General features: G+C 58.7%; 22 protein-coding genes and 1 pseudogene. 18 read left to right on the top strand and 5 right to left on the bottom strand.

What is annotated here, in order from left to right:
- The 17 genes from AC0TNJ_RS00490 to AC0TNJ_RS00410 all read left to right on the top strand — a co-directional run.
- Nucleotides 1–919 (top strand): ABC transporter ATP-binding protein (locus tag AC0TNJ_RS00490; protein ID WP_473769883.1); only part of this gene is annotated, 919 nt, incomplete at its 5' end.
- Nucleotides 920–978: 59 nt separating this feature from the next.
- Nucleotides 979–2,760 (top strand): ABC transporter ATP-binding protein, encoded by a 1,782-nt coding sequence (locus AC0TNJ_RS00485; protein ID WP_063881663.1) that lies wholly within the window; start codon nt 979–981, stop codon nt 2,758–2,760.
- Nucleotides 2,761–2,776: 16 nt separating this feature from the next.
- The gene (locus tag AC0TNJ_RS00480) at nt 2,777–3,334 is read left to right on the top strand and encodes an RrF2 family transcriptional regulator (protein ID WP_063881665.1); all 558 of its coding nucleotides are present in this window, start codon (nt 2,777–2,779) and stop codon (nt 3,332–3,334) included.
- Nucleotides 3,327–4,316 carry an energy transducer TonB family protein gene (locus AC0TNJ_RS00475; protein ID WP_244634846.1) on the top strand — a complete coding sequence of 330 codons (990 nt, stop codon included), beginning with the start codon at nt 3,327–3,329 and terminating at the stop codon, nt 4,314–4,316. Before AC0TNJ_RS00480 ends, AC0TNJ_RS00475 begins: the two co-directional genes overlap by 8 nt.
- Before the next feature lie 42 nt (nt 4,317–4,358).
- Nucleotides 4,359–4,970 carry an invasion associated locus B family protein gene (locus AC0TNJ_RS00470; RefSeq protein WP_063881666.1) on the top strand — a complete coding sequence of 204 codons (612 nt, stop codon included), beginning with the start codon at nt 4,359–4,361 and terminating at the stop codon, nt 4,968–4,970.
- A gap of 90 nt (nt 4,971–5,060) precedes the next feature.
- Nucleotides 5,061–5,948 (top strand): LysR family transcriptional regulator, encoded by an 888-nt coding sequence (locus AC0TNJ_RS00465; RefSeq protein ID WP_063881668.1) that lies wholly within the window; start codon nt 5,061–5,063, stop codon nt 5,946–5,948.
- 242 nt (nt 5,949–6,190) lie between these two features.
- Nucleotides 6,191–7,156, top strand: a complete 966-nt coding sequence (gene trbB, locus AC0TNJ_RS00460) for a P-type conjugative transfer ATPase TrbB (protein ID WP_063881670.1) — start codon at nt 6,191–6,193, stop codon at nt 7,154–7,156.
- 68 nt (nt 7,157–7,224) lie between these two features.
- Nucleotides 7,225–7,521: a TrbC/VirB2 family type IV secretion system protein gene (locus tag AC0TNJ_RS00455; protein WP_151602396.1), complete on the top strand. Its 297-nt coding sequence runs from the start codon at nt 7,225–7,227 to the stop codon at nt 7,519–7,521.
- Entirely contained in the window at nt 7,521–7,802 is a 282-nt protein-coding gene (locus AC0TNJ_RS00450) for a VirB3 family type IV secretion system protein (protein ID WP_063881671.1), read from the top strand. The genes AC0TNJ_RS00455 and AC0TNJ_RS00450 overlap by 1 nt, the downstream gene beginning before the upstream one ends.
- A gap of 10 nt (nt 7,803–7,812) precedes the next feature.
- Complete coding sequence (trbE, locus tag AC0TNJ_RS00445) at nt 7,813–10,341, top strand: conjugal transfer protein TrbE (protein ID WP_063881673.1); 2,529 nt, start codon at nt 7,813–7,815, stop codon at nt 10,339–10,341.
- A complete protein-coding gene (gene trbJ / locus AC0TNJ_RS00440) occupies nt 10,338–11,123 on the top strand; it encodes a P-type conjugative transfer protein TrbJ (RefSeq protein ID WP_063881675.1) in 786 nt (261 codons plus the stop codon). The genes trbE and trbJ overlap by 4 nt, the downstream gene beginning before the upstream one ends.
- Before the next feature lie 13 nt (nt 11,124–11,136).
- On the top strand, nt 11,137–11,439 hold the full coding sequence (gene trbK-alt, locus AC0TNJ_RS00435) for a putative entry exclusion protein TrbK-alt (RefSeq protein WP_063881677.1): 303 nt from the start codon (nt 11,137–11,139) through the stop codon (nt 11,437–11,439).
- A complete protein-coding gene (gene trbL, locus AC0TNJ_RS00430) occupies nt 11,436–12,833 on the top strand; it encodes a P-type conjugative transfer protein TrbL (protein WP_063881678.1) in 1,398 nt (465 codons plus the stop codon). The genes trbK-alt and trbL overlap by 4 nt, the downstream gene beginning before the upstream one ends.
- Nucleotides 12,830–13,519, top strand: a complete 690-nt coding sequence (gene trbF, locus AC0TNJ_RS00425; protein WP_063881680.1) for a conjugal transfer protein TrbF — start codon at nt 12,830–12,832, stop codon at nt 13,517–13,519. The genes trbL and trbF overlap by 4 nt, the downstream gene beginning before the upstream one ends.
- A 17-nt stretch (nt 13,520–13,536) precedes the next feature.
- Nucleotides 13,537–14,571 carry a P-type conjugative transfer protein TrbG gene (gene trbG, locus AC0TNJ_RS00420; RefSeq protein ID WP_172824077.1) on the top strand — a complete coding sequence of 345 codons (1,035 nt, stop codon included), beginning with the start codon at nt 13,537–13,539 and terminating at the stop codon, nt 14,569–14,571.
- Nucleotides 14,568–15,800 carry a TraB/TrbI/VirB10 family type IV secretion system protein gene (locus AC0TNJ_RS00415; RefSeq protein WP_063881684.1) on the top strand — a complete coding sequence of 411 codons (1,233 nt, stop codon included), beginning with the start codon at nt 14,568–14,570 and terminating at the stop codon, nt 15,798–15,800. The genes trbG and AC0TNJ_RS00415 overlap by 4 nt, the downstream gene beginning before the upstream one ends.
- 458 nt (nt 15,801–16,258) lie before the next feature.
- Nucleotides 16,259–16,918 carry an MT-A70 family methyltransferase gene (locus AC0TNJ_RS00410; protein WP_244634845.1) on the top strand — a complete coding sequence of 220 codons (660 nt, stop codon included), beginning with the start codon at nt 16,259–16,261 and terminating at the stop codon, nt 16,916–16,918.
- Here AC0TNJ_RS00410 and AC0TNJ_RS00405 read toward each other — a convergent pair whose 3' ends face one another.
- The 3 genes from AC0TNJ_RS00405 to AC0TNJ_RS00395 all read right to left on the bottom strand — a co-directional run bounded on the left by AC0TNJ_RS00405 (nt 16,919) and on the right by AC0TNJ_RS00395 (nt 19,360).
- Entirely contained in the window at nt 16,919–17,725 is an 807-nt protein-coding gene (locus AC0TNJ_RS00405) for a BglII/BstYI family type II restriction endonuclease (RefSeq protein WP_063881687.1), read from the bottom strand.
- Nucleotides 17,726–17,789: 64 nt separating this feature from the next.
- Complete coding sequence (locus AC0TNJ_RS00400; protein WP_473769882.1) at nt 17,790–18,272, bottom strand: type II toxin-antitoxin system VapC family toxin; 483 nt, start codon at nt 18,270–18,272, stop codon at nt 17,790–17,792.
- Nucleotides 18,269–19,360, bottom strand: coding sequence for a hypothetical protein (locus AC0TNJ_RS00395; protein ID WP_063881691.1), 1,092 nt, complete (start codon nt 19,358–19,360; stop codon nt 18,269–18,271). Before AC0TNJ_RS00395 ends, AC0TNJ_RS00400 begins: the two co-directional genes overlap by 4 nt.
- Before the next feature lie 1,366 nt (nt 19,361–20,726).
- On the opposite strand from AC0TNJ_RS00395, the gene AC0TNJ_RS00390 reads away from it, so the two are divergent.
- Nucleotides 20,727–22,988, top strand: a complete 2,262-nt coding sequence (locus AC0TNJ_RS00390) for a copper-transporting P-type ATPase (protein ID WP_081255530.1) — start codon at nt 20,727–20,729, stop codon at nt 22,986–22,988.
- Nucleotides 22,989–23,143: 155 nt separating this feature from the next.
- Here AC0TNJ_RS00390 and AC0TNJ_RS00385 read toward each other — a convergent pair.
- Nucleotides 23,144–23,368, bottom strand: a pseudogene (locus tag AC0TNJ_RS00385) (DUF6429 family protein).
- Nucleotides 23,369–23,572: 204 nt separating this feature from the next.
- Nucleotides 23,573–24,967 (bottom strand): efflux transporter outer membrane subunit, encoded by a 1,395-nt coding sequence (locus tag AC0TNJ_RS00380; RefSeq protein ID WP_063881694.1) that lies wholly within the window; start codon nt 24,965–24,967, stop codon nt 23,573–23,575.
- Nucleotides 24,968–25,043 lie beyond the last annotated feature (76 nt).

The raw sequence follows: 25,043 nt of genomic DNA, 5'->3' as shown, positions 1-25,043 counted from the left end.
CCGGTCTGGTCGCCTTCACGCCGACAACGTAACCCTGCGCTATGACGAGCGGACGATTTCCAGAGGCCTGTCCGTCTCGATCCCGGATGGTTCCTTCACCGTGATCGTCGGCCCGAACGCCTGCGGCAAGTCCACGCTGCTCAGGGCATTGTCCCGGCTGCTCGTGCCTTCCGCCGGACAGGTGATCCTCGACGGGAGCAGCATTTCCGATCTTGCCGCGAAAGAGGTTGCCCGCCGTCTCGGTCTGCTGCCACAGTCATCAATCGCACCGGACGGCATTACGGTCGCCGATCTGGTGGCGCGCGGCCGCTATCCGCATCAGTCCTTCTTCCGGCAATGGTCAAAGGGTGATGAGGAAGCCGTCATCGCCGCGATGGAGGCAACCCGCGTCACGGATCTTTCCGGCCGACAGGTGGATGAACTGTCAGGAGGCCAGCGCCAGCGTGTCTGGATCGCAATGGTGCTGGCACAGGAAACGCCCATCCTGTTGCTCGACGAGCCGACTACCTTTCTCGATATCGCCCATCAGATCGAACTCATGGACCTGCTGGCCGATCTCAACCGTCAGGGCCGCACCATCGTCGCTGTGCTGCACGATCTCAACCATGCCTGCCGTTATGCTTCGCACCTGATCGCCATGAAGGACGGCATGATCGTCGCAGAAGGCAAACCGCCATCCATCGTCACCGAAAAACTGGTCGAAGACGTGTTTGGCCTGCCATCCGTCATCATTCCCGATCCGGTGTCAAATACCCCGCTGATCGTCCCGAAGGGGCGTGAAGTCCTGACTGGGTATCAGGCGATGGAGCGCTCCAAATCAGAATCCGGCGATTTTCGTTATGATCAGGGTGCAAGAAGTACCACACGAATTCGTCTTGATAGTAGAGCCTCTAACGGTCGGTGGAACCACCGTGATTGAATTGTCTGAGCAATCCGCACCGTTGGAATCGAGGAAGGCTGAATGAAAGGAGCAGCAGCGTGACTGATCTGCTGAAGCGCTTTGCCGCTTATTATCGTCCGCATCGCGGTCTGTTCGCACTGGACTTCTCCTCGGCCGTTGCCGCCGGCCTGCTGGAACTGGCCTTTCCCGTCGCCGTGACGCTGTTCATCGACCGCCTGCTTCCGACCAAGCAGCTCGGCATGATCATGCTCGCCAGCGTTGGCCTGTTCCTGATCTATCTGTTCAATGCCGGCCTTCAGGTCATCGTCACCTATTGGGGCCATATGCTTGGCCTCAAGATCGAGACCGAGATGCGGAGAAAAGCCTTCGACCATCTGCAAAAGCTCTCCTTCGGCTTCTTCGACAACCAGAAGACCGGCCACCTGGTCGCGAGGCTGACCAAGGATCTCGAAGAGATCGGCGAGGTCGCCCATCATGGCCCGGAAGACCTGTTCATCGCCGTCATGACTCTGATTGGCGCTTTCCTGCTGATGATGTGGGTGCATGTGTCGCTGGCGCTGATCACCGCGATCATCGTTCCGATCACGGCCGTCGTCACCACGCTTTACGGCAAGCGGATGATGGCCAATTCGCATGCGCTGTTCGGTCGGATCGGCGAGTTCAATGCCCGTATCGAGGAGAATGTCGGCGGCATCCGCGTGGTGCAGGCCTTCACCAACGAGGATCACGAGCGCAAACTGTTCGCGGAGAACAACCGCAACTATCTCACGACCAAGCTGGAGTTCTACAGGACGATGGCGGCATCCATGTCGCTGTCCTATCTCTCCATGCGCTTCGTGCAGGTGGTGGTGATGCTGGCCGGCGCGTGGTTCGTCGTGCGCGGCGAGCTGACCGCTGGCGGCTTCGTCGGCTTCCTGCTGCTTGTTGGCGTGTTCTTCCGTCCGATCGACAAGATTAACTCGATCATCGAAAGCTATCCGAAGGGCATCGCCGGTTTCCAGCGCTACACACGGTTCCTCGATACGCGGCCGGATATTGCCGACCGGCTGGATGCACGGTCCGTCGAACGACTGAACGGCGACATCGACTATCGCGATGTTCGGTTCGGCTACAGCCCAGACAAGCCGGTCTTCGACGGTCTCGATCTCTCGATACAGGCGGGGGAAACCATCGCCTTTGTCGGCCCGTCCGGCGCGGGCAAGACGACGATATGCTCGCTGCTGCCGCGCTTCTACGAGGTGACGGGCGGTGCGATCAGCATCGACGGCATCGACATTCGCGATATGAGCTTGAAGTCGCTGCGCTCGAATATCGGCATCGTGCAACAGGACGTGTTCCTGTTTGCCGGCACCATCCGCGAGAACATCGCCTATGGTCGGCTCGATGCGACGGAAGCGGAGATTGTCGAAGCGGCCCGCCGCGCAAGACTGGATGGCGTCATCGCCTCGCTGCCCGCCGGTCTCGACACGATCATTGGCGAGCGCGGCGTCAAACTGTCGGGCGGACAGAAGCAGCGGCTCGCTATCGCCCGCATCTTCCTGAAGAACCCGTCGATCCTGATCCTGGATGAAGCGACCTCGGCACTCGATACCGAAACGGAGCGCGCCATCCAGCAGTCGCTTGCCGAACTGTCGCAGGGTCGTACCACACTGGTCATCGCGCACAGGCTTGCGACCATCGCCAATGCAGACCGCATCGTCGTGGTCGAGGACGGCCGGATTGCCGAAGAGGGAAGCCACGCGGAACTGATCGTCCGTAAGGACGGCCGCTACAGCCAGCTTCATGCCGCGCAGGGCAGCGATCGTTTCGCTGTCGCCAACGACCGGAATCCGTCCGTCGCGCCGCTTGCCGGCGAATGAAAAGGAAGGAAGATCAATGCGCCTGACCCGGCAGACGGAAATAGCCATCGATATTCTGGTCGCCTGTGCCCAGTCGCGGGACAGGGTAATTCTGACCGCCGATGCAGCACGCTCGGCACATACATCGAAGGATCATGCTGCTCATATTGTGAGGCTGCTTCTGCAATCCGGGTTTCTGTTCGCCGAGCGGGGCCGCTACGGCGGTATCGGTCTTGCAATTCCTGCAGAGGAAATTCTTCTTGGCGATGTGCTGCGTCACGTTCAGCCTGATCTCGTGCGTCATGCCCAGAATCGAGACAGCGATAACGGACGGCAGACGGGTGACGTTAATCCGGTGTTTGTCGCAATCGCGACTGTCGCCGAGACGACATTCCTCGACATAATGAACCGTTACAGCGTCGCTGATCTTGCTGCCAACAGAAAATCGAAGTCCTCAGCGAAGAAGAACAACAAGGCTGTTTCGCTCCCCTGCAACGTTTGTGAATTGATGCACAGGGCAGTGCATATGCCGCAGCATGGAACACAGACCGAGGCCTATGACAGTGGAAAGGCAATGGTTTCTACCCATGGGTGATCGCCAGCCGGAAATAGAAGCAACAGCCGAAATGGTTGAGCGTTCTGGTGTTCGGCCTGTTTCCGAAGAATTGATGCCGGTTATGTTCTCCCGTTCTGAAGTCGTGCTCTGGTTAATAGCCGGTCTTGCCGTCTTTCTCGCTCATGGAGGCATATGGCTGTGGCTGACGCGCGAATCGCCGATCGAGATGGCTGACAATGCCCCGCCGCCTGCGATCATGATCGAGCTGGCGCCAGAGCCTGAGGCCATCGAAACCGAGACGAATGAAATCACCGAGCAGGCCGAGAACGCACTCGAAGCCAAAAGCGAGGCAAAGGAACCGATCGAGGAGCCACAGGAGGAAGCGGAACAACCGATGCCGGAGGGAGTTCAGCCGGAAGAATCGAAGGAGGAAATAGCGGAAACCGATCCCGCACCAGAGCCTGAAATCACACCGGAGCCGGAAATCGATCCGGTCGAGCAGGAGATCGTCACGCAACTGGAAAACGTCGAGGTTCCGATTCCGGTCTTTCGGCCAAAACCGCCTGAAAAAGAAAAGCCGGTCGAGAAACCAAAGCCGAAAAAACAGGATGTGGTGCAAAAGCCAAAACGAGAGAAGCCCGCACCGAAATCAAAGGCATCCACACAGGCTTCCGCACAGGTCACGCAATCGAACCGCAACGCGGCAAACCAGAGCACGGCGGCGATGGGCTTCGGTTCCGTGTCGCCAGCCAAATGGCAATCGCGGCTGATGGCGCATCTGGAGCGGCGCAAGCGCTATCCTTCAGGTGCGCGGTCGAGAAGAGAAGAGGGAACAGCCTATGTTCGTTTCCGCATTGATGACGCGGGCAATGTGCTGTCGGCTTCACTGGCACGATCATCGGGTTTCCCCGAACTCGACAATGCTGTGGTTGATCTCGTGCGCCGCGCCTCGCCGGTGCCAGCGCCGCCTCCTGGTGTCAACAAGATCATTACAGCCCCGGTGCGCTTTACCGTCAGGTGAGCGGTCCGGCAATCTCATAAGATACGAAACGAAAGATACGCAATGCAGTATAAGATTCCGACGTCCTCCATGTTCGCCTCTGGCATCGCGGCCCTCTTACTTTCCGCTGTGCCAACCTTCGCTCAGGAAGCGCAACTAACGGGCAAAGGCGATCGCGCCCTTGCCGGAACGCCGGTGCAGGACGACAAAAAATCCGCCGTCTCTCTGCCGAATGGCGCTGCGTCTATCAACGAGGTCTATGGCGACTGGACGGTGAACTGCGCCATTGCCGATAACAGAAAGCGTTGCGGCTTCAGCCAGGAACAGGGCAATAGCCAGACTGGCCAGCGCCTCTTCGCCATCGAGCTTCAGCCCCCTGCGAACGGCCAGACCAACGGTGTCCTGCTTCTGCCCTTCGGTCTCAAGCTTGACGACGGCGTGAAGCTAAAACTGGACGACCAGAATCTTAGGCAAGGCGCACGGTTCTCCACCTGCTTACCAGCCGGGTGCCTCGTGCCGGTCAGCTTCCCGACCCCCGCCACCGACGCCATGAAGAAGGGCGAGAAGCTGACCATCTCCGCCACGCGTGAGGGTGGCGGCGAGGCTGCAACCTTCACCATCTCCCTCAACGGTTTCACCACCGCCATGAGCAGGGTTGCGGAACTGGCGAAATAAGCCGGTTCTTCAACCAGACCGAATTCCCATTGCAGGAGCGAGCATAGACATAATTCAATACATAGCCCGGACCGGGCAGGGAGGACAGGATTGGAACTACGCCATCTTCATTACATCGTGGTGAGCGCCAGGAACGGCAGTTTCAGCGCCGCCGCGAATGAACTCAATGTCAGGCAACCGATCGTCAGCAAACGGATCAAGGAAGTCGAGGACGAACTTGGTATCCCTCTGTTTGACCGTGCTTCGACCGGAGCACGTCTCACCCCGAACGGCGAGGAATTCATTATTGGCGCGAGGCGTATTGTCGAGGACGTTCAACGCCTCAAGGAACGGGCTAAAGCGAGCAAAGCCGGGAAACTTGGCCATATTGTTGTTGGTTTTTATAAATCGCTTTCGATCGGACGCCTGCGTACGGCCCTTCACGAATTTCGCCAAGGCAATCCGGCGGTAGAGGTGGAGCCGATAGAGACGTCCTATATGGAACTCAGGGCAGGGGTGATTGCAGGTGCGATCGATGTCTCTGTTATCCTGGGCGATGCTGGCAGACAGAGTTTGTTGAATTCCATGGCGCTTTGGCCAGAGCAATTGGTGGTCGCGCTACCGGAGAACCACCCGCTTGCGGATCGGCCCGTTATCTATTGGTCAGAATTGAAAGACGAACGCTTTCTGATCAGCCACCATGACCCGGGACCTGATATTCGCAATATGCTTCTTCGCTATCTTGCTGCCCCATCGGATCATCCCGAAATCATCACCCGCCGTTTGAGCCGCGAGAGTATCCTGAGCGAGGTCGGCAACGGGCAGGGGATAAGCCTGCAGTGCGAGGGTGTTTCTGGCATAACCGGATTGGGTGTTGTTTACAGGCCCGTGCATGACGGCAACGGTTCCACGCGTCTTGGATATATCGCCTGTTGGCGACCGAATAACACGAATCCCGTTCTCAAGACGTTTCTGGATGCCCTGAAGCCGAAATGCTGATTCGATAAGCGGCGTCAGGCCGATGCCGCGCCATGCGCTTTTTCGCGCCGAGAGATGCAAGTATTTTTTCGACGGCGTACGAGCGGCTACGAAATCTGAAATAATCTTGTTGCGAAGGCCCGAATTGTGCCTTTCTTGATTGTCCCCGTCGCCATCCGACCGTTTCCGGATGGCCGGAAACGGGGACCATCGTGGCGCATCACCACCATCATGACCGAGACGTGATCTCTCGCAGCGTGCGGATGTTGCGCACGGCGCTTGGGGCGTCGATCGTCCGCTATCTCGAAGACCCCGCCGTTGTCGAAGTGATGCTGAACCCGGACGGACGCTTGTGGGTGGACCGACTGAAGGAAGGGCTTGCCGATACCGGGGAGGTTCTGTCGCCGGAAGACGGCGAGCGCATCGTCAGACTGGTCGCCCATCATGTCGGCGCGGAAGTCCATGTGCGCAATCCCCGCGTCTCGGCCGAACTGCCGGAAACGGGTGAGCGGTTCGAAGGGCTGTTGCCGCCTGTTGTCACGGCCGCCGCTTTCGCCATCCGCAAACCGGCCGTCGCCGTGTTCACTCTGTCGGATTACGTCGCGGCCGGGTTCATGACGCAGCAACAGGCCGATGTGCTGCGCATCGCCGTCGAAAAGCGGAAGAACATTCTGGTCGCAGGCGGCACCAGCACCGGAAAGACCACGTTGACGAATGCGCTTCTCGCGGAAGTCGCCAGGACCGCCGACCGTGTTGTGCTGATCGAGGATACGCGGGAACTGCAATGCGCCGCGCCCAACCTTGTCGCCATGCGGACCAAGGACGGCGTGGCCTCGCTCTCCGATCTGGTGAAGTCGTCGCTGCGCCTGCGTCCCGACCGCATTCCTGTCGGCGAGGTACGCGGCGTGGAAGCGCTCGATCTCCTGAAAGCATGGGGAACCGGCCATCCGGGCGGGATCGGCACGATCCACGCCAATACGGCGATCGGGGCGCTGCGCCGGCTCGAACAGCTCGTGCAGGAAGTCGTGATTACGGTCCCGCGGGCGCTGATCGCCGACACCATCGATCTTATTGCGGTTCTGTCCGGCCGCGGCTCTGCCCGCCGCCTTTCCGAAATCGCTCTCGTGGACGGGATCGATCCCGCCACCGGCGACTACCGCACACTTTCCGCTGACCTTCCATCCGCCGACCTTCCTGCCGACCACCAACCGCTCCCGAAAGGAGAATAGTCATGACCATGCCTGTCCTGTCCGCACCTTCCGGCCTTTGCAGTCTCCACAACCGCCTTGCCCACGCGATGGCGCTGGTGTCCGTTGTGTCCGTCAAATTGCTGGCGGCGGCACCCGCCCATGCTTCCGGTTCCTCGATGCCGTGGGAAGAACCGCTGCAACAGATTCTCGAAAGCATCGAAGGTCCGGTCGCCAAGATCGTCGCAGTCATTATCATCATCGCCACCGGCCTCGCTCTGGCATTCGGAGATACAGGCGGCGGCTTCCGCAAGCTGATCCAGATCGTCTTCGGTCTTTCCATCGCTTTCGCCGCGTCGAGCTTCTTCCTGTCCTTCTTCTCGTTTGGCGGCGGAGCGCTCGTTTAATGACGGGGTCCCCGCTGGAATTCGACGATGTTCGCGGCTTCCTCGCGCCGGTCCATCGGGCGCTGACCGAGCAGATATTGCTTGGCGGCGCACCGCGTGCCGTCGCCATCGTCAACGGTACGCTCGCCGGAGCCGTGGGCCTTGGCCTTCGCCTCTGGATCGCCGGTCTGGTGATCTGGGCCATCGGCCATTTCGCCGCCGTCTGGGCGGCTCGCCGTGACGCGCAATTCGTGGACGTCGGCCGCCGTCACCTGCGCTATCCCGCGCATATGGGCGTGTGAGGAGAGCACCATGTTGAACCTCTCCGAATACAGAAAGAAGAATGCGGCGCTTGCCGACTTCCTGCCGTGGGCCGCCCTGATCGCTCCGGGCGTTGTCTTGAACAAGGACGGCTCATTCCAGCGCACGGCGCGTTTCCGTGGTCCCGACCTCGACAGCGCCACGCCGTCCGAACTGGTCGGCACCACCGCACGGCTCAACGGCGCGCTTCGTCGTCTCGGTTCCGGATGGGCGATCTTTGTCGAGGCGCAGCGCAACCCGGCCACCGAATATCCGGAAAGCCTGTTTGCCGACAGCGCATCGGCGCTTCTCGATATTGAGCGCCGGGAGCAGTTTGAAGAATCCGGGTTGCTCTATGAGAGCAGCTATTATCTCACCTTCGTCTGGTTGCCGCCGGCGCAAGAAGCTTCGCGCATGGAAGGCTGGCTTTACGAGGGCCGCGAACGCTCCGGCGTCGATCCGTGGGAATTGCTCAAAGGCTTCATCGACCGCACCGACAGGGTGTTGCACCTGGTCGAAGGCTTTGTGCCGGAAGCGGACTGGCTCGATGATGCCGACACGCTCACTTATCTGCATTCCACCATATCGACCAAGCGCCACAAGGTCCGGGTTCCGGAAACGCCCATGCACCTCGACGCGCTGCTGGCCGATCAGCCCTTGGCTGGCGGCCTCGAACCGCGCCTTGGCGAGTTCCACCTTCGCACCCTGACCGTGATCGGTTTCCCGACTGTCACGTTTCCCGGCATTCTCGACGATCTCAACCGGATAGCCTTTCCCTATCGCTGGTCCACGCGGGCGATCATGCTCGACAAGCTGGAGGCAACCCGGCTGGTGACGAAGATCAGGCGGCAATGGTTTGCCAAGAGAAAATCGGTTGCCGCAATCCTCAGGGAGGTGCTGACCAACGAGCAATCTGTTCTTCTGGATTCGGATGCGGCCAACAAAGTCCTTGATGCGGACGCAGCGCTTCAGGATCTCGGCTCCGATCAGGTTGGCGAAGCCTATGTGACCGCGACCGTCACGGTCTGGGACGCCGATCCCCGCGTTGCCGACGAAAAGCTGCGCCTCGCGGAAAAGGTGATCCAGTCGCATGACTTCACGGCCATCGTGGAAACGGTCAACGCGATCGAGGCATGGATGGGCAGCATTCCCGGCCATGTCTACGCCAATGTCCGGCAACTACCCATCTCGACCCTGAATCTCGCGCACATGATGCCGTTGTCCGCCGTGTGGGCCGGACCGGAGAAAGACGAACATCTCGACGCACCGCCGCTGTTCTATGCCAAGACTGAAGGCGCGACACCGTTCCGCTTCTCGCTCCATGTCGGTGATGTTGGCCATATAATGGTCGTCGGCCCGACCGGCGCGGGCAAGAGCGTCTTGCTCGCCCTCATGGCGCTCCAGTTCCGCCGCTATAACCGCAGCCAAGTCTTTGCCTTCGATTTCGGCGGTTCGATCCGCGCCGCCACGCTGGCGATGCGCGGCGACTGGCAGGATTTGGGCGGCTCGCTCTCCGACGATACGGCGATGATGAACACCATATCGCTCCAGCCGCTGGCCGGAATACACGAGACGCCCGAACGCGCATGGGCGGCCGACTGGCTGGTGGATATTCTGATCCGTGAAGGTGTGGAAATCACACCGGACGTCAAGGAACATCTCTGGACGGCCTTGACGTCTCTCGCCTCCGCGCCGGTTGTGGAGCGCACCATCACCGGCCTGACGGTCCTTCTGCAATCGTCGGCACTGAAACAGGCGCTCCGGCCCTATTGCATCGGTGGTCCCTATGGCCGGCTGCTCGACGCGGAAATGGAATGGCTCGGCGAAGCGTCGGTACAAGCGTTCGAGACCGAAGGGCTGATAGGCACGGGCGCTGCCCCGGCCGTGCTTGCCTACCTGTTCCATCGCATCGAATCCCGTTTTGACGGCCGGCCGTCAATGCTCATTATTGACGAGGGCTGGCGGGCGCTGGACGATGGCGGGTTTGCCTCGAAAATCAAGGAATGGCTGAAGACGCTGCGTAAGAAGAACGTCGCTGTTGTCTTTTCCTCGCAGTCGCTTGCCGACATCGAGGCGTCACCGATCGCGCCGGTCATTGTCGAAAGCTGCCCGACGCGCATCTTTCTCGCCAATGAGCGGGCCATCGAACCACAGATCGCATCCATCTATCGTCAGTTCGGCCTCAATGACAGACAGATAGAGATTGTCGCGAGGGCCACGCCAAAGCGGGACTATTACTGCCAGTCCCGGCGCGGCAACCGGCTGTTCGAGCTTGGCCTTGGTTCCATCGCTCTCACCCTGTGCGCATCGTCGGATAAGGCCGCCCATGCGCTGATCGACGAACTCATGAAGGACGGGGCAAAGCCCTATTTCCTCGAAGCATGGCTGGAGGCCAAGGGCCTTCGCTGGGGTGCCGATCTCATCCCCGACCTCACCAATCTTATCGCTGGCGCGGCCAGTGCGACCAGTTCGACTGGTACGGCCAGTCCGGCCGACCCGTCTTCAGATTTTCTGTCCCCCGAAGAGGAGTTTCCACTATGAGGCATATCGCCCGTTCCCCGCGTGCCCGCGCTCTCGCCTGCGCCGTCAGCGCGTCTGCCATTCTGCTTCCCGTCACCCTGCCCCTGGTCGCGATCCCGTTCACATCGTCTCCGGCACTGGCATGGCGCATCGTCTATGACCCGACGAATTACAGCCAGAACCTTCTTTCGGCTGCCCGCGCGCTGGAACAGATCAATAATCAGGTGACGTCTCTCGCCAACGAGGCGCAGATGCTCATCAATCAGGCCAGGAATCTCACCAGCCTGCCTACGTCCTTGCTGTCGCAGATCGAGGGCAACTTTTCCGAGATGAAGTCGCTTCTCAACGAGGCGGACCAGCTCGCCTACAATGTCCAGAACATCGAAACGCAGTTCAACGCCACCTATCGCGATTTCGCGTCTGGCGACCGCACCGCCGCGCAACTGGTTTCTTCGGCGCAGCAGCGCTGGCAGCAATCGGTATCGGCCTTCGAGCATTCTCTGAAGGCCGGAGCCGTCGCGGTCGAAAATATTGAAGGGACGCAGGAGCAGACCAGGGAGCTTGTCACCGCCAGCCAGTCGGCCGTCGGCGTACTTCAGGCGACGCAGGCCGGGAATCAGCTTCTCGCCGTACAGGCGAAACAGATTTCCGACCTGACCGCCATGCTGGCCGCAAAGGGCCGTGCCAACGCGCTCGAGCAATCCCGGCAGGCCGCAGCACAGGAGCAGGCTCGCGAGCAGTTTTCCCGTTTCATGACCGGGACTGCCTACACATCGTCCAGCGTTCGAATGTTCCACGATTGAGGAGCTTGCAACGATGGACCTGAAGATCGCCGCCCGGATGATCGCCGTCTTCGCAATCGGTGCAGGGCTGACCGCCGCAATCACGGCCCTGCATGACGATGAAGACAGGCCCGATGCTAGAGCCCCCCGCATCGAGCGTCCGGGCGGCGACCCCGCTCGCAAAGGCGAGCTTGGTCGTTGCCGCGACCTTGGCACGGCGGCGCTCGAAGACGTCGCCTGCCGCAAGGCATGGGCGGAAAACCGCCGCCGCTTTTTCCGCATGGACAAGTCGGATCGGCCGACGCCGCCCAAAGGCAAGCGGGGAGACCGCGCATGAATAATGTCGGTGTTATCGACCGTTTCCTTGAGACCTTCACCAGCTATATCGACAGCGGCTTCGGCCTGCTGTCCGGCGAAATCGCTTTCCTCACCTCGACGCTGATCGTCATCGATATTGTGCTCGCCGGTCTGTTCTGGGCGTGGGGCGCCGACGAGGACATTATCCAGCGGCTGGTGAAGAAGACCCTCTATATCGGCTTCTTCTCCTTCATCATCGGCAATTTCAACAAGCTTGCCAGGATCGTTTTCGAGAGCTTTTCCGGGCTTGGACTCAAAGCCGGCGGTTCCAGCCTGTCCGGTTCCGAGCTTCTACAGCCCGGTCGCGTGGCGCAGGTCGGCCTTGACGCCGGTTATCCGATCCTGACGTCCATCGCCGATCTCACCGGCTACATCGCCTTCTTCGACAACTTCATCCAGATATTCATTCTGCTGGTGGCGTGGGTGATCGTGTTGATTGCCTTCTTCATCTTGGCCATCCAGATTTTTGTCTGCCTGATCGAGTTCAAGCTGACGACGCTCGCCGGCTTCGTGCTGATCCCGTTCGCGCTGTTCAACAAGACGTCCTTCCTTGCCGAAAAGGTACTCGGCAATATCGTCGCGTCGGGCGTCAAGATTCTGGTTCTGGCCGTCATCGTCGGCATCGGCTCCGGCCTGTTCAGCGAGTTCACCGCCGGCTTCTCCGACGCGCCAACGATCAGCGAGGCGTTGTCCTTGGTTCTCGGTGCGCTGGCGCTCATGGGCCTGTCGATCTTCGGCACTGGCATCGCCACCGGCCTTGTTTCCGGCTCTCCGCAACTTGGCGCGGGTGCGGCGGTCGGGACCGGCCTTGCCGCCGCCGGTATCGGTGCTGCCGGTTTCATGGCCGGAAAGGCCGGTTTGGGTGCCGCTGTAAGCGGGTCCGGCGGAGCCGTGCGTGGTGGCGCTGCCCTGGCCGGTGGCGTCAGGACCGCCTACGGCCTCGGCGATGCTTCCGTGGGATCGACCGGGACCGGAGGCGGAGCGGCCGGCTTCGCGGCTGTCGCCCATGCAGGAGCCGGCCTTGCCATGAACAAGGGCAGGGATGCGGCCTCGCGCGCCGGGGAATCCATGCGCTCCAGCTATCGTTCCGGACAAGCCGCCGCGTGGAAAGCAACCGGCGGCAAGAACGACGTCAATCCGGGCGGCGCTGGTGGTGAGGCCGTCAATGATCCGGACTTTGCGGCGTCGCAGCCCGCCAGGGCCGTTTCCGGCTCCGACATTTCTCCACAGTCATCCGCACCCGACTGGGCGCAGCGGATGAAGCGCAACAGCACCATTCACCACGGCATCAGTACCGCCGCGCACACGGTTCGTTCCGGCGATCACGGCGGCGGCTCCATGTCCGTTTCTCTCAATCAGGATGATCGCACATGAATATCTTCAAGCGTCCTTCCGTGCGCTATGCCCGCACGCCCGAACCCGAAACGCCCTATCAGCGCGCCGGACAGGCATGGGACGAACGGATCGGCTCCGCTCGCGTGCAGGCGCGCAACTGGCGGCTCATGGCCTTTGGTTCTCTCTTCCTTGCCGGGGGTTTCGCGTCCGCCCTTGTCTGGCAATCGACACGCGGGACCGTGGTTCCGTGGGTTGTCCAGATCGACAAATTCGGCGAGGCGCAGGCCGTTGCTCCCGCCGTGGCTGACTACAAGCCGACAGACCCGCAAATTGCGTGGCATCTGGCCCGCTTCATCGAGCAAGTCCGCTCCATCCCCGTCGATGCGGTCATTGTCCGGCAGAACTGGCTTCGCGCCTACGAGTTCACGACGGATCGCGGCGCGATCGCGCTCAACGATTATGCGCGGTCAAACGACCCGTTCACGAAAGTCGGCAAGACGCAGATCTCGGTGGAGATTTCCAGCGTCATCCGCGCCTCTCCGGACAGTTTTCGTATCGCATGGGTGGAGCGGTCCTACGAGAACAGCCAGCTTTCCGGCGCCGAACGCTGGACGGCCATCCTGACCGTCGTGATGAAGCCGCCGCGCACCGCCGAAAAACTCCGGGCCAATCCGCTCGGCGTCTATGTCAACGCAATCAACTGGTCGAAGGAAATGGGGCAATGAAGACGAATGAAACACGCATGAAGCCGCGCTACGCATCCGGAATGGTTCTGGCTCTGGTATCGGCAACCGTGCTGGCAGGGTGCGCGAAAAAGTATATCCCGCCGGAAATCGACTATGACGACGCGGCTCCCGCCATGCTCAGGGTCGATCCGGTCCTTCCGGTGAAGGTGGTGGAAATTCCAAAAACCCTGCCGCTGCCCGGTCAGTTGAAGCCGGTTGATGGATCGAAAGCCAAGGCGGAATCGACCGATCCGAAGCAGCGCATCAGCGCCGCCAACGAGGCGGCGCGTATGCAGCCGGTCCGTGACGGCTTCATCAACGCCGTGCAGGTCTATCCGTTCGCGCTCGGCGCGCTCTATCAGGTCTATGCCGCACCGGGACAGGTGACGGACATTGCGCTTCAGCCGGGGGAAACCCTTGTCGGCTCCGGCCCGGTCGCAGCCGGTGACACCGTGCGCTGGATCATCGGCGATACGGAGAGCGGCGCGGGTGCCACCAGGCAGGTCCATATCCTCGTGAAGCCGACACGGCCGGATCTCCAGACCAACCTTGTCATCAATACCAATCTGCGCACCTATCACCTGGAATTACGCTCGACGGAAAAGACCTACATGGCGTCTGTTTCGTGGCAATATCCCGCCGACCAGCTTATTGCCCTGCGCCGCCAGAATACCAGAGCGGCGGAGACCCAGCCGGTCGCCTCCGGCGTGGACGTCTCCAAGCTGAACTTCCGCTATCGTATCGAGGGCGATAGCGCCCCTTGGCGGCCGCTGCGCGCCTTCGACGATGGAAGCAAGGTCTATATCGAGTTTCCGTCCGGCATCGGACAGGGAGAAATGCCGCCGCTCTTCGTCATCGGCGGATCGGGCAATTCCGAACTGGTGAACTACCGCGCTCGCCAGAACTATTATGTCGTGGATCGGCTCTTCGCAGCGGCCGAATTGCGCCTTGGTGACAAGGACACGCAGAAGCGCGTTCGCATCGTCCGCACCGATGGCCGGCCGGGAACAGTGAAGAGGACCGCGCTGTTTTCCTCTGGGGGCGACCGATGAGCGGACAGATACCATCACCGCAAACGGATATTGCCGCGCAATTGCGTTTGCGGCCCGAACCGCCGCGCGTCACGCGACTTTCGCGGAAAGTCCTGATCGGAGCCGGCGGCGTGGCGGGCATCGCCATTGCCGGCACTCTGCTTTGGGCGCTCGACACCAGCCGACGCGGCAACCAGTCCGCGACGGAGCTTTACAATGTGGACAGCAAGACGCCGGCCGATGGGCTGGCTGGTCTGCCGAAGGATTACACCAATATCCCGAAACTTGGTCCGGCACTTCCCGGCGACCTTGGCCGTCCGATCCTGCGGGCGCAGGAACAAGGCAAGCCGGTGGCCGTACCGAATATCCAGACGCCGCGCGTCGATCCCGAAGAACAACGGCGGCTTGCCGAGATCGAGGCGGCGCGTCTCGCCAAGCTGTTTACCGACAGCCAGGGCGAGAGGACGACCGGCAACCAGCAGGCCGCATCCACTACGGCTACGACGGCAACAGGTTCGGGCATTGATCCGGCGACCGGGCTACCGCTTGCGGTCGAAACGCCGCCGCTCGATTCCGGTTCTGCGCAGAACATGCAGGATCGCAAACTTGCCTTCGTCAACGCCGAGGCCGACCGCCGCACCGTCAGCGCCGACCGCGTGCAGCAGAAGGCGTTGCCCTATATCGTGCAGGCCGGAACCGTGATCGCCGCCGCACTGATTACCGGCATTAAGTCCGATCTTCCCGGCCACATCACCGCGCAGGTCACGGAACACGTCTATGACAGCCCGACCGGGAGCCACCTGCTGATCCCGCAAGGCTCCCGCCTGATCGGACAGTATGACAGCCAGGTCGCGTTCGGCCAGTCCCGCGTATTGCTGGTATGGAACCGGCTCATCATGCCGGACGGCACATCCATCGTGCTCGAACGCCTTCAGGGGGCTGATCCGCAAGGCTACTCCGGTCTTGAGGATGGCGTTGATTACCATTGGGGCCAATTGTTCAAGGCGGCTGCGCTCTCGACGCTGCTTGGTATTGGCACGGAAATCGGTTCCAGCAATGACGAGAATGAGATTGCCAAGGCGATCCGCGAAAGCGCGCAGGATACCGCATCTGACGTCGGCCAGCAGATCGTGCGCCGCCAGCTCAACATCCAGCCGACGCTCACCATCCGGCCGGGGTTCCCGGTGCGCGTGATCGTCCAGAAAGATTTATTGATGCAGTCATACGGCGCTGCGAAGGAGCCGACGTGACCAAGCTGAAGCTCCCCGCCATTCGCGATGATACGAGCGTGCTGGTTCCGTATGCCGAGGAGCGAGGCGATTTCCGTTCTTAGGTATCCGGCATGGGCCAATGCCCTGATCATATCTGACTTGGCCTGGAGACTTGCGGTCGCCTCGTTAAATATCGGCCTCGCCATCGCTGTCTACTCGTAGGCTCGAAATCTGAATCCGACAGCTAAAGATAAATTAACGTCAGGTTGCAACGTGATAGTTGACGCGAATCGAATTAAGAACAAATTAAGAACACGAAGGTATGGTGCCATGAGTTTGTATTTACAGGCTGAAACTGGGGACCGCCGAACAAAGGAATGTCCGTCCCAAGTCTCGTGTGGTATGCCAAGGGCGACTGTCAGCACATTTCTTGGCTCGATCGAACAACCCATGTCCGGTAAACAGATAGATAAAGCTGCGAGAATAAGGAGATATCATTGCTTAAGCGCACCGACGACGCACCGTCTCCCTCACAGGACTTCCTCGACTTCACAGCTGGCCGCCGGTTCAAAACAATCATGGCGGACCCGCCATGGCAGTTCATCAACCGAACCGGTAAGGTTGCTCCTGAACACAAGCGTCTGTCGCGCTATGGGACCATGGCGCTTCCCGAAATCATGGCGCTTCCTGTGGAACAGGCATGCGCTTCGACAGCCCATCTGTATCTTTGGGTGCCGAATGCGCTGCTACCCGAGGGTCTTGAGGTCATGAAAGCGTGGGGGTTCCAATACAAGTCGAACTTGGTCTGGCACAAAATCCGTAAAGACGGCGGCTCCGATGGTCGTGGCGTTGGCTTCTACTTCCGGAACGTGACTGAGCTGATCTTGTTCGGCGTCCGTGGTAAAAACGCACGGACACTTGATCCCGGTCGTTCTCAGGTCAACTACCTGTCATCTCGCAAACGCGAACACTCCCGCAAGCCCGATGAACAGTATCCGCTGATCGAGGCCTGCTCTCCTGGCCCATACCTCGAAATGTTCGGCCGTGGCGTGCGTAAGGGATGGACCACGTGGGGCAATCAGGCCGATGAGGCGTATGAGCCCGACTGGAAGACTTATGGATTCAATTCTGCCACTGATCGCGTCGCGGCCGAGTAATCACTCGGTCGGGGCGACTATGCCTTCCTGTTCCTGAGCTTCGTCTTCTCTTTCGATATCGACAAGCTCAAGTCCTTCGTCGAAGGTCACGATACCGGAGGGCAACCCGATGAGGACTAGAGGACAGGGATTTCCCACGCCACGGTGGACCCGATCCTCCAGTTTTGACCAATGTGTTGTGGCCTGACCATATTTGTCTGACACGAACTGGCTAGCCCAAGCTTCCTCGTACGACATACCTGCACGCACCCGCCGTTCGACCTCCCGGTTCTGTCGCGCCGTACGGCTCATGCCGAATCCGGTAACAGCTTCATGGGAGTTCAATCCACGTTCGACAGCAAAGCGCTGCACCATCGGCTTTAACTCGTCCTGCATCGAAGTGCCACGAGTGACGATTACACCGACCGAAATAGCGCCGTCCGCGTGTAGACGCTTGAAGTTCTCGAGATCGCGATCGAAGAACGGGTCTTTGTTGTTCCATTCGATTTCGCAAGCGACAACACCGGGTTCAAATGCCTTAACGTGGTCGATCTCGTGCGAAATTGCCTCCCTAGACACCCCGTTGATGGTCTTCTCGACTACAAAATTCATCTTGGTCCAGCCAAGCTCGGCGAGCGATCGCCGCAGCCGCTGCGTTCCCTGAGACTCGCCGCCACCTGATCCCACGATCTCTTCGATCGGGATTGAAAGTCCTCCAATCGCCGCTTCGAGTTGGGCAACTGCGTCAGGAAAATCAACGCTGAGGATAGCGCGAGCATGGGAATGGACTTCGACCTGGAAGCCACGTTCTATTAGGGCATCAAACATGAATTCATTCGCAGAGTGATTCGTAAACTGATCGTAACACAACCCTGGAATGAAGACGCGGTGGCTATTCTTTTGCGGGTTCGATTTGACCGGTTGCCCCGAAGGCAGGCAGGGTGGCCGTTCCCGTCCCGGTTACGGACTTTGGTGGAACGATCAGGACAAGGTCGGGGAAATATTTCGTAAAATCCCGGGCGTTGTCGGTCAATAGTGGAGCGCTCTCCTCGTGCGCCGTGGCACCGATAAAGAAATCCGGCAGGACGCCCAATTTCGGACATTTGTTCTTTTTTCTGTAGGTCTGGAACGCCCTGCCTGCATGGAAAAGAGAACCATCACTCCCAGTATAGCGCTCGACGCCAAGTTCGCTGAGTGCTTTGTTAACTTCCGCCGTGTCGGGGAACGTCACGCTGACCTCAGAGTAAACGACGTCGGTAATCACGATCGGGCCTTCCTTGATCCGCTCGTTGAACTGATCCACTGCCCACTGGTGATTTGCTTCGGTAGTTTTCATAAGGGAAATGAGGATGCTCGAATCCAAAAACGTAGTCATTCGCCCCTCATCAACTTCATTAGTTCGTCTGCGGTCATGTTCGGTTCTATATTTTCCGCTTTGAGCTTTTCTAGCGCTGCCTGTGTCCTTCGTTTTACGAAATCCTCGAGATCAAATTCCTCAAGGTCATCGGGGGACAGGTCTTCAAAGCCCGCGTATTTCGCAAGCATTGCGCAGGCTGGTGGGATGCTTTTGAGAACACGGGGATTCGTTCTGTGAACCGCTCCACGGGGCCGGGGATCATTCAGAAAGTGCCGCACGTCTGGTATAAGCGTGGTCGTCCGCTCCCTCGTAGCTTCCTCGGAAAAGCGCTGCCGTCCGCCGCAGGCGTCGTAAAGCGCCACAAGATGCTTGATCGCCAGTCTCTTTTCGAGTGTTGGTTTTCCCGTCAGCTCCATGAACCCGTAATTATCGAGAAGGCTCGCGTACTGCGAGGGGGACGTCGGCTTGCGATCAAGCAAGCGGTCCTCAATTATGCGGTCCAATGCGAGGAATAGGCAGTCCACCCACCAGCGCTCGATTCTCGGGGTATTCATCTCCTTGAGACGCCCCCCGAGGAATAAGTAGTTCAGGTTGGTGGCTAGCTTTCGCGTGGTTTCGGCTCGATAGCGTGGGTCAGATTTGACAAATCGCTCGATGTCGTCGGCGCTAACGCTCTTGGTTTCCCAATTGAGCTTCCCGGCAACGCGCTCCCGGACGTAGGCATTTGCCCAAAGGGCAGGTCTACGTTGCTCCTTGCGCGCTCCGGCCCAACGGCCTGCGAGGCTCAAGTCAAAGGCGAAGAGTGCTAGCTTGTCGAAGCGGGGCGAGTGGTCCCAGTTGATAGCCTGAAAGACAAGCTCGTCGGCACAGAGATGGTCGATTCCTCCAACCGTCTTGTTGAACAGAAAGAAATTTATGGGAATGTAATCGGGGCGGCCAGTTGACCGCACTCGGCTGCGGAATTCGTCGCGACGAACGTCTTCCATTTCCCCGTTGAAACCAAGCCGGATGATTTCGTGGAGCTCTGACAACCCAGCGGATGGACGGCCCCAGCTGAAGTTTTTGGTGAAGCTACCAGGTTTCCATATGTCGGTTTCGTCTGCCATAGGTGCTCGTTAATGAGAATCTGACACGATCCTACCGTGGTGCGGTAAACATTCAACTCATAATGGAGCGAAACTATCGATTACATCAAACCTCTGTCACACAAGCAAAAGGTCTGCGATCCGGAGGGCTCTATCTCCAGATGCGACGGCACCGAGGGCACCCATGCGGTTGCTTGGTCGCTGTGGCCACGACACGGCTCCTGCCGGGTCTTGATGAAATGGCCGATACTTTGAACGCAGTGATAAGCTACATTCGGTCCATGCAGAACCTTTGTGTTTTCCTGATCTTCGCCGGTAGGTACGTTTTGGGCTATTTCTTCTAGCGCAAACGGCCTAATAGTTCGCCAGCATCGATATTTCTGCCAGTTCCGACAAGGCGGAGCGAACCACGAACTCATTTTTGGTGAGAGGTGACGCGGGGTTCCTCAGCATTTGTGCATGTACAATCCCCGAAACTAACTGCTTCGACGTGGGCGCGCTGCGCGCACTGCACGACGAAAGCGCGGCGGCAGCTAAGACGCCGCGGACGAACAAGAATGGCAAGACGACTTTTTCAACCATTTCCCGTAGGTGTCGTGGATTGCCGGTAACAGTTAGACTTTGCGTGCGTCGATCGGGCCGTCTTCCCATTCCACATTCATGATAGTTCTCCACAGTGGATGTAACGTACTGGGCCGAGTTCTGTTTATCCTGCCAACTTTGGTAGTTCGCGCGTGAACATTCGCAGGAATCGTAGGTTGCGTGCCCCGCAACCAACGATCCCTGCGATTGAACCAAGCCCTTGCCATGCAAGGGCTTATACATTTGAGGCCGGAACGTTAAACTTCGTTCCGGCCTCTATGTCATTGTGGTGAATGCAACACCGCAATGGCTGCTGCAAAGCGGTTGAGCCCATCGGGGCGTGAACTTTCGTTCGTAAAAAAGCAGAACCCTTTGCAGCTTTTGAGGCCTTGTCGCACCGTTGAGGGAGCTTCGCGCTCGTGTATATTGCCGCTCTCGCATCAACAACGGAAAAATCCGTTTCATAAGCGGGTGAGTTACGGAGATAGTTGACCTAAGAGGGTTGTAGTGGAACGAAACGCGGCAGATCGTGGAAGTCGAGCGTCTCGAGCAAGACCGTATCGTCGATCTGCAAGACATGGAACAGACGCTCACGATGCTGTCCAACGCTTTATCCGACATTGAATGACGATCCATCTCTCCTGGTGGATAGATTCCGGCTTGACCTTGTCACGATTGGAAGCCTCACATTTACTTTCTGGGAAAGTAAATGTGTTCGAGGAATATTGATGCGTTACAAGATTGCCGCGCGGCAGCTGACAGAAGGCGTCATTATTATCCGTAACCGCCGAGAAGGAGTCTGCCGATGTCATCACATCAAGACCCGCATTCGCACCACAAGACTGCCCATGGCTCCCATTCCGATGACCATGCGGGGCATGGCGGGGCGACAATTAAAGGCCACACTACTGCCGATATATCGGCTGGTGACAGGGTAACGGGCTCCACAGCGCAGAGCGTCATCTACACCTGCCCGATGCATCCGCAAATCCGCCAGCCCAAGCCGGGAAATTGTCCGATTTGCGGGATGGCCCTTGAACCGGAGGTGCCGTCTCTGGATACAGGCCCGAGCGAAGAGTATCTCGACATGCGTCGCCGTTTCTGGATCGGTCTCGTGCTGACAATCCCGGTTTTCCTGCTCGAAATGGGCGGTCACCTGATTGATCTGCACGGGCTGGTAAGTCCGCAGATATCGAACTGGCTGCAGCTCCTCTTCGCCACACCTGTCGTATTGTGGGCCGGTTGGCCGTTCTTTCAGCGTGGCTGGCGGTCAATTGTAACCCGTCACCTCAACATGTTCACGCTTATTGCCATGGGCACCGGCGTTGCCTGGGCCTACAGCGTGGTAGCGACATTGGTGCCGGCTGCATTCCCGGAGACATTTCAGACAATAGGCGGTGCTGTTGCCGTCTATTTCGAAGCGGCCGCGGTCATCACTGTACTCGTACTGCTGGGGCAGGTGCTGGAACTGCGCGCGCGCGAACAGACCGGTGGCGCCATTCGTGCACTTCTCGACCTTGCGCCGAAAACGGCCCGCCGCGTGAAGGAAGATGGTACGGATGAAGAAATCGAACTTGATGTCGTCATGGTTGGTGATCGCCTTCGTGTACGCCCGGGAGAAAAGGTTCCAGTTGACGGTGTCATTGTCGAAGGACGTAGTTCCGTTGATGAATCCATGATTACCGGTGAATCCATGCCGGTTACCAAAGTGATTGATGCAAAGGTTATCGGCGGCACCATCAATCAGTCCGGCAGTTTCGTGATGGAAGCCGGCAAGGTCGGACAGGATACGATGCTTTCACGGATCGTGCAGATGGTGGCGAATGCACAGCGTTCGCGTGCGCCGATCCAGCGTCTGGCCGATGATGTTTCGGGCTGGTTTGTACCAGCAGTCATCGTCATTGCCATTATCGCTTTCATTGCATGGTTCATGTTTGGCCCCGAACCACAATTCACCCATGCTCTGGTTGCAGCTGTAGCCGTGCTGATCATCGCCTGCCCCTGCGCGCTCGGTCTTGCGACCCCGATGTCGATCATGATCGGCGTCGGACGAGGTGCAGGGCTTGGCATTCTTATCAAGAATGCCGAAGCTCTTGAACGCTTCGAGAAGGTTGACACGCTCGTGGTGGACAAGACCGGCACGCTTACGGAAGGCCGACCGAAAGTGACGGCAATCATACCCGCGGCAGGCCATTCTGAAGTTGACCTGTTGCGCCTGGCTGCGACCCTTGAGCGTTCCAGTCAGCATCCGCTCGCGGAAGCCATCGTCAGTGCGGCAAAGGAGCGGGGAGTGACCCTTGGTGAGGTTCAGGATTTTGAGAGTCCGACCGGCAAGGGTGTCACAGGCATGGTTGACGGCAGGAAGCTGATCATTGGCAATCAGCGCATCATGTCTGAAGCGAACATCGACGTTGCTGAACTGGCAGGTGAAGCCGACAGACTTCGCAATGACGGAGCAACGGTTGTATTCATGGCGATGGATAGGGCTCCTGCTGCCCTTTTTGCGATTGCCGACCCGATTAAGGCAACTACTCCTGCCGCGCTCAAGGCGCTGATGGCTCAGGGTATCCGTGTTGTGATGCTGACTGGCGATAACAAGGTCACCGCTCGGGCTGTTGCTCAGAAGCTCGGCATTTCCAATGTTGAAGCGGAAGTTCTGCCTGAGGACAAGGAAGCGATTGTCGAGCGGCTGCGCAGTGAAGGCCGTATTGTTGCGATGGCCGGCGACGGGATCAATGATGCGCCTGCACTGGTTGCCGCCGATGTTGGTATTGCCATGAGCACCGGCACGGATGTTGCTATCGAGAGTGCCGGGGTCACCCTGCTACAAGGGGATTTGCAGGGCCTTGTCCGCGCCCAGCAGCTCAGCCGGACAACGATGAGAAATATCCGTCAGAACCTCTTCTTTGCATTCGTCTATAATGCCGGGGGCATGCCCATAGCAGCCGGGATACTTTATCCCAGCTTCGGCATATTGCTTTCTCCGATCATTGCTGCAGCCGCCATGGCCCTTTCATCGGTCAGTGTTATCGGTAATTCGCTGCGATTGAGGAATGCCAGGTTTTAGCAATGGCCATTTCTGACTGCGGCATTGCCGTGTGCCCAGATGGTATTAGAAATGTATCTCCCTACCTTATCGATAGGGGGTAATGCAGCTTGATTGAGGACAAGGCGCATGGTGGCGGAGTAGAACGTGAGCGGCAGCAAACAAGCGAGAAGTGTTTATCGTGTAAACAGCTGACGAAAAAATTCTTCTGAACGCCGCAGACCTTCATCCGTCAGTATCAGAGACTTCGACTTATTCACGGGATCGCAGATGAGAACCTTCGCATGCAATCGGTCTGTCGTTGATTAGTCAAAACCTTTCCACGCGCAACGCTCGTCATGAAGCGTCAGCCATAGCAAAGCCAGCACCGCATCGTCTATTTTGTCTTCGTCTATCTCCATCTCTCAACATAGCACACGCGGAAATCCAAGTCCCGCAGCCCTGAGCGTATGCGTACGTCGCGACACAACGCGAATTTGCGCACTGCGACATAGAGTACCGGCGTCAGAAACAGCCCGAATAATGTGACGTCGAGCATGCGGAAAACACGGCTATGCCCATTTACACAATGGAGCAGGCGCGCTGTGCTACGGGTATGCCATAATCTACCTGTTCGCATATCCCCCGCCGACAGCGACATTTAACGATATGTAACTTAATGCTGTCCGCTGGATGGCTTTAGCGAGATTTGCTTGTGCGTCGGCAACAGATCGCTGAGCATCCAGAACTTCGAGAAGGGTTGATACGCCGTTCCGGTAATTGGTCGTCGCAATAGAAAGAGCGTCTTTGTAGGATTCTACCGCTTTTCTCAGCGTGGCCTCCTGCCGCTTGCTGCGGTTTAAGGCTGCCAGTGCGTTCTCAACCTCTTCAACAGCGACCAGAACAGTCTTTTTCCATTCAAGATATCGCTCCTTGGCTGCGGAGTCGGCATCGGCCACATTGGCGCGCAAGCGGCCTCCGTCGAAGATCGGCAAAACCAGCGTTGGTCCGAAGGACCAGACGTTCAGAGAGCCATTGGATCCGCCACTGAGAGAGGTGTAGCTGGGAGAAATCGATCCGCTCAGCTGAATACTCGGATAAAGTTGCGATTCCGCGACACCTATCTTCGCGACTGAGGCAGCCAACCGCCTTTCTGCCGCGCGGATATCGGGGCGATTGCGCAGCAGATCCGCGGGAATGCCACTGCGCGCAATCGCGCGTGCGGTGGGCTGCCTGGCCCCTTTTTGAAGCTCGCTAATTAATGATGAAGCAGGCAATCCCAGGAGGGTCGCGATACGGTGGGCAGACCGACGGAAATTGATCTCCAGTTCAGGAATTTCGGCCAGTGTCACCTGGACGAGTCCTTCGGCCTGCGTAACGTCCAGTCGCGACGTCGCGCCTGCTGCCAACTGCTGTCTCGTTAGCGCAAGTGTTTCTCGACGCGACTTGAGATTCTGGCGCGCGATCTCGATGCGCTCCTGATAATATCGAAGATCGATATAGGCTGAAGTCAATTGCGAAATGAGCGCCAGGCGTTGAACATCGACGCTGGCATAAGCTGCATCAAGCGAAGCGGAAGCACTTTCTTTTGCGCGACGATATTGTCCGAAGAAGTCAATAAGCCAACTGACGCCAAGTCCCCCTGTGGAGATGTTCTTGATGGGTTGATCGGCATTGAACAGACTGCCCTTTTGCTCGCTAGTAGTATTGCTGGCGGAGGCTATCAGGCTGGGAAGAGCTCCCGAGCCGGCTACGATGAGATCCGCCTGCGCCTGGTTGATCCTCTCGACCGCCTGTTGCACCGTCAAGTTCTGTTCCAGCCCCAGGGCGACATAGCGATCAAGGCGAACATCGCCAAATGCATTCCACCATGCGGCCAGCGCTATATTTCCATTGCTTGCCACGGAGCCTTCCCCAAACTTACCTGGCAAAGCAATTTGTGGAGCTTCGTGATCGGGGCCAGTGACGCAACCGGCGAGGAATATCAGTGCGAATGGCACGGCGCGATTGATGGTTCTCATAGATATCTCTCACTAGATCTGCGCCGGCTCGAATATGGGCAGCAAGGTTTGCTCCGCCCGTTTGCGATCATTTCTT

Source organism: Ochrobactrum sp. PL_is483, assembly GCF_055816855.1.
Note: the sequence above shows the minus strand (reverse complement) of the source record. Positions and strands in the feature narration are given on the sequence as shown.

What these genes read in the sequence shown, in the direction of transcription:
- AC0TNJ_RS00480 (WP_063881665.1), top strand. Translation starts at nt 2,777, where the DNA reads ATGCGCCTGACCCGGCAGACGGAAATAGCCATCGATATTCTGGTCGCC.
- AC0TNJ_RS00475 (WP_244634846.1), top strand. Translation starts at nt 3,327, where the DNA reads ATGGGTGATCGCCAGCCGGAAATAGAAGCAACAGCCGAAATGGTTGAG.
- AC0TNJ_RS00470 (WP_063881666.1), top strand. Translation starts at nt 4,359, where the DNA reads ATGCAGTATAAGATTCCGACGTCCTCCATGTTCGCCTCTGGCATCGCG.
- trbB (WP_063881670.1), top strand. Translation starts at nt 6,191, where the DNA reads ATGTTGCGCACGGCGCTTGGGGCGTCGATCGTCCGCTATCTCGAAGAC.
- AC0TNJ_RS00455 (WP_151602396.1), top strand. Translation starts at nt 7,225, where the DNA reads ATGGCGCTGGTGTCCGTTGTGTCCGTCAAATTGCTGGCGGCGGCACCC.
- AC0TNJ_RS00450 (WP_063881671.1), top strand. Translation starts at nt 7,521, where the DNA reads ATGACGGGGTCCCCGCTGGAATTCGACGATGTTCGCGGCTTCCTCGCG.
- trbE (WP_063881673.1), top strand. Translation starts at nt 7,813, where the DNA reads ATGTTGAACCTCTCCGAATACAGAAAGAAGAATGCGGCGCTTGCCGAC.
- trbJ (WP_063881675.1), top strand. Translation starts at nt 10,338, where the DNA reads ATGAGGCATATCGCCCGTTCCCCGCGTGCCCGCGCTCTCGCCTGCGCC.
- trbK-alt (WP_063881677.1), top strand. Translation starts at nt 11,137, where the DNA reads ATGGACCTGAAGATCGCCGCCCGGATGATCGCCGTCTTCGCAATCGGT.
- trbL (WP_063881678.1), top strand. Translation starts at nt 11,436, where the DNA reads ATGAATAATGTCGGTGTTATCGACCGTTTCCTTGAGACCTTCACCAGC.
- trbF (WP_063881680.1), top strand. Translation starts at nt 12,830, where the DNA reads ATGAATATCTTCAAGCGTCCTTCCGTGCGCTATGCCCGCACGCCCGAA.
- trbG (WP_172824077.1), top strand. Translation starts at nt 13,537, where the DNA reads ATGAAGCCGCGCTACGCATCCGGAATGGTTCTGGCTCTGGTATCGGCA.
- AC0TNJ_RS00415 (WP_063881684.1), top strand. Translation starts at nt 14,568, where the DNA reads ATGAGCGGACAGATACCATCACCGCAAACGGATATTGCCGCGCAATTG.
- AC0TNJ_RS00405 (WP_063881687.1), bottom strand. Translation starts at nt 17,725, where the DNA reads ATGTTTGATGCCCTAATAGAACGTGGCTTCCAGGTCGAAGTCCATTCC.
- AC0TNJ_RS00400 (WP_473769882.1), bottom strand. Translation starts at nt 18,272, where the DNA reads ATGACTACGTTTTTGGATTCGAGCATCCTCATTTCCCTTATGAAAACT.
- AC0TNJ_RS00395 (WP_063881691.1), bottom strand. Translation starts at nt 19,360, where the DNA reads ATGGCAGACGAAACCGACATATGGAAACCTGGTAGCTTCACCAAAAAC.
- AC0TNJ_RS00390 (WP_081255530.1), top strand. Translation starts at nt 20,727, where the DNA reads ATGTCATCACATCAAGACCCGCATTCGCACCACAAGACTGCCCATGGC.
- AC0TNJ_RS00380 (WP_063881694.1), bottom strand. Translation starts at nt 24,967, where the DNA reads ATGAGAACCATCAATCGCGCCGTGCCATTCGCACTGATATTCCTCGCC.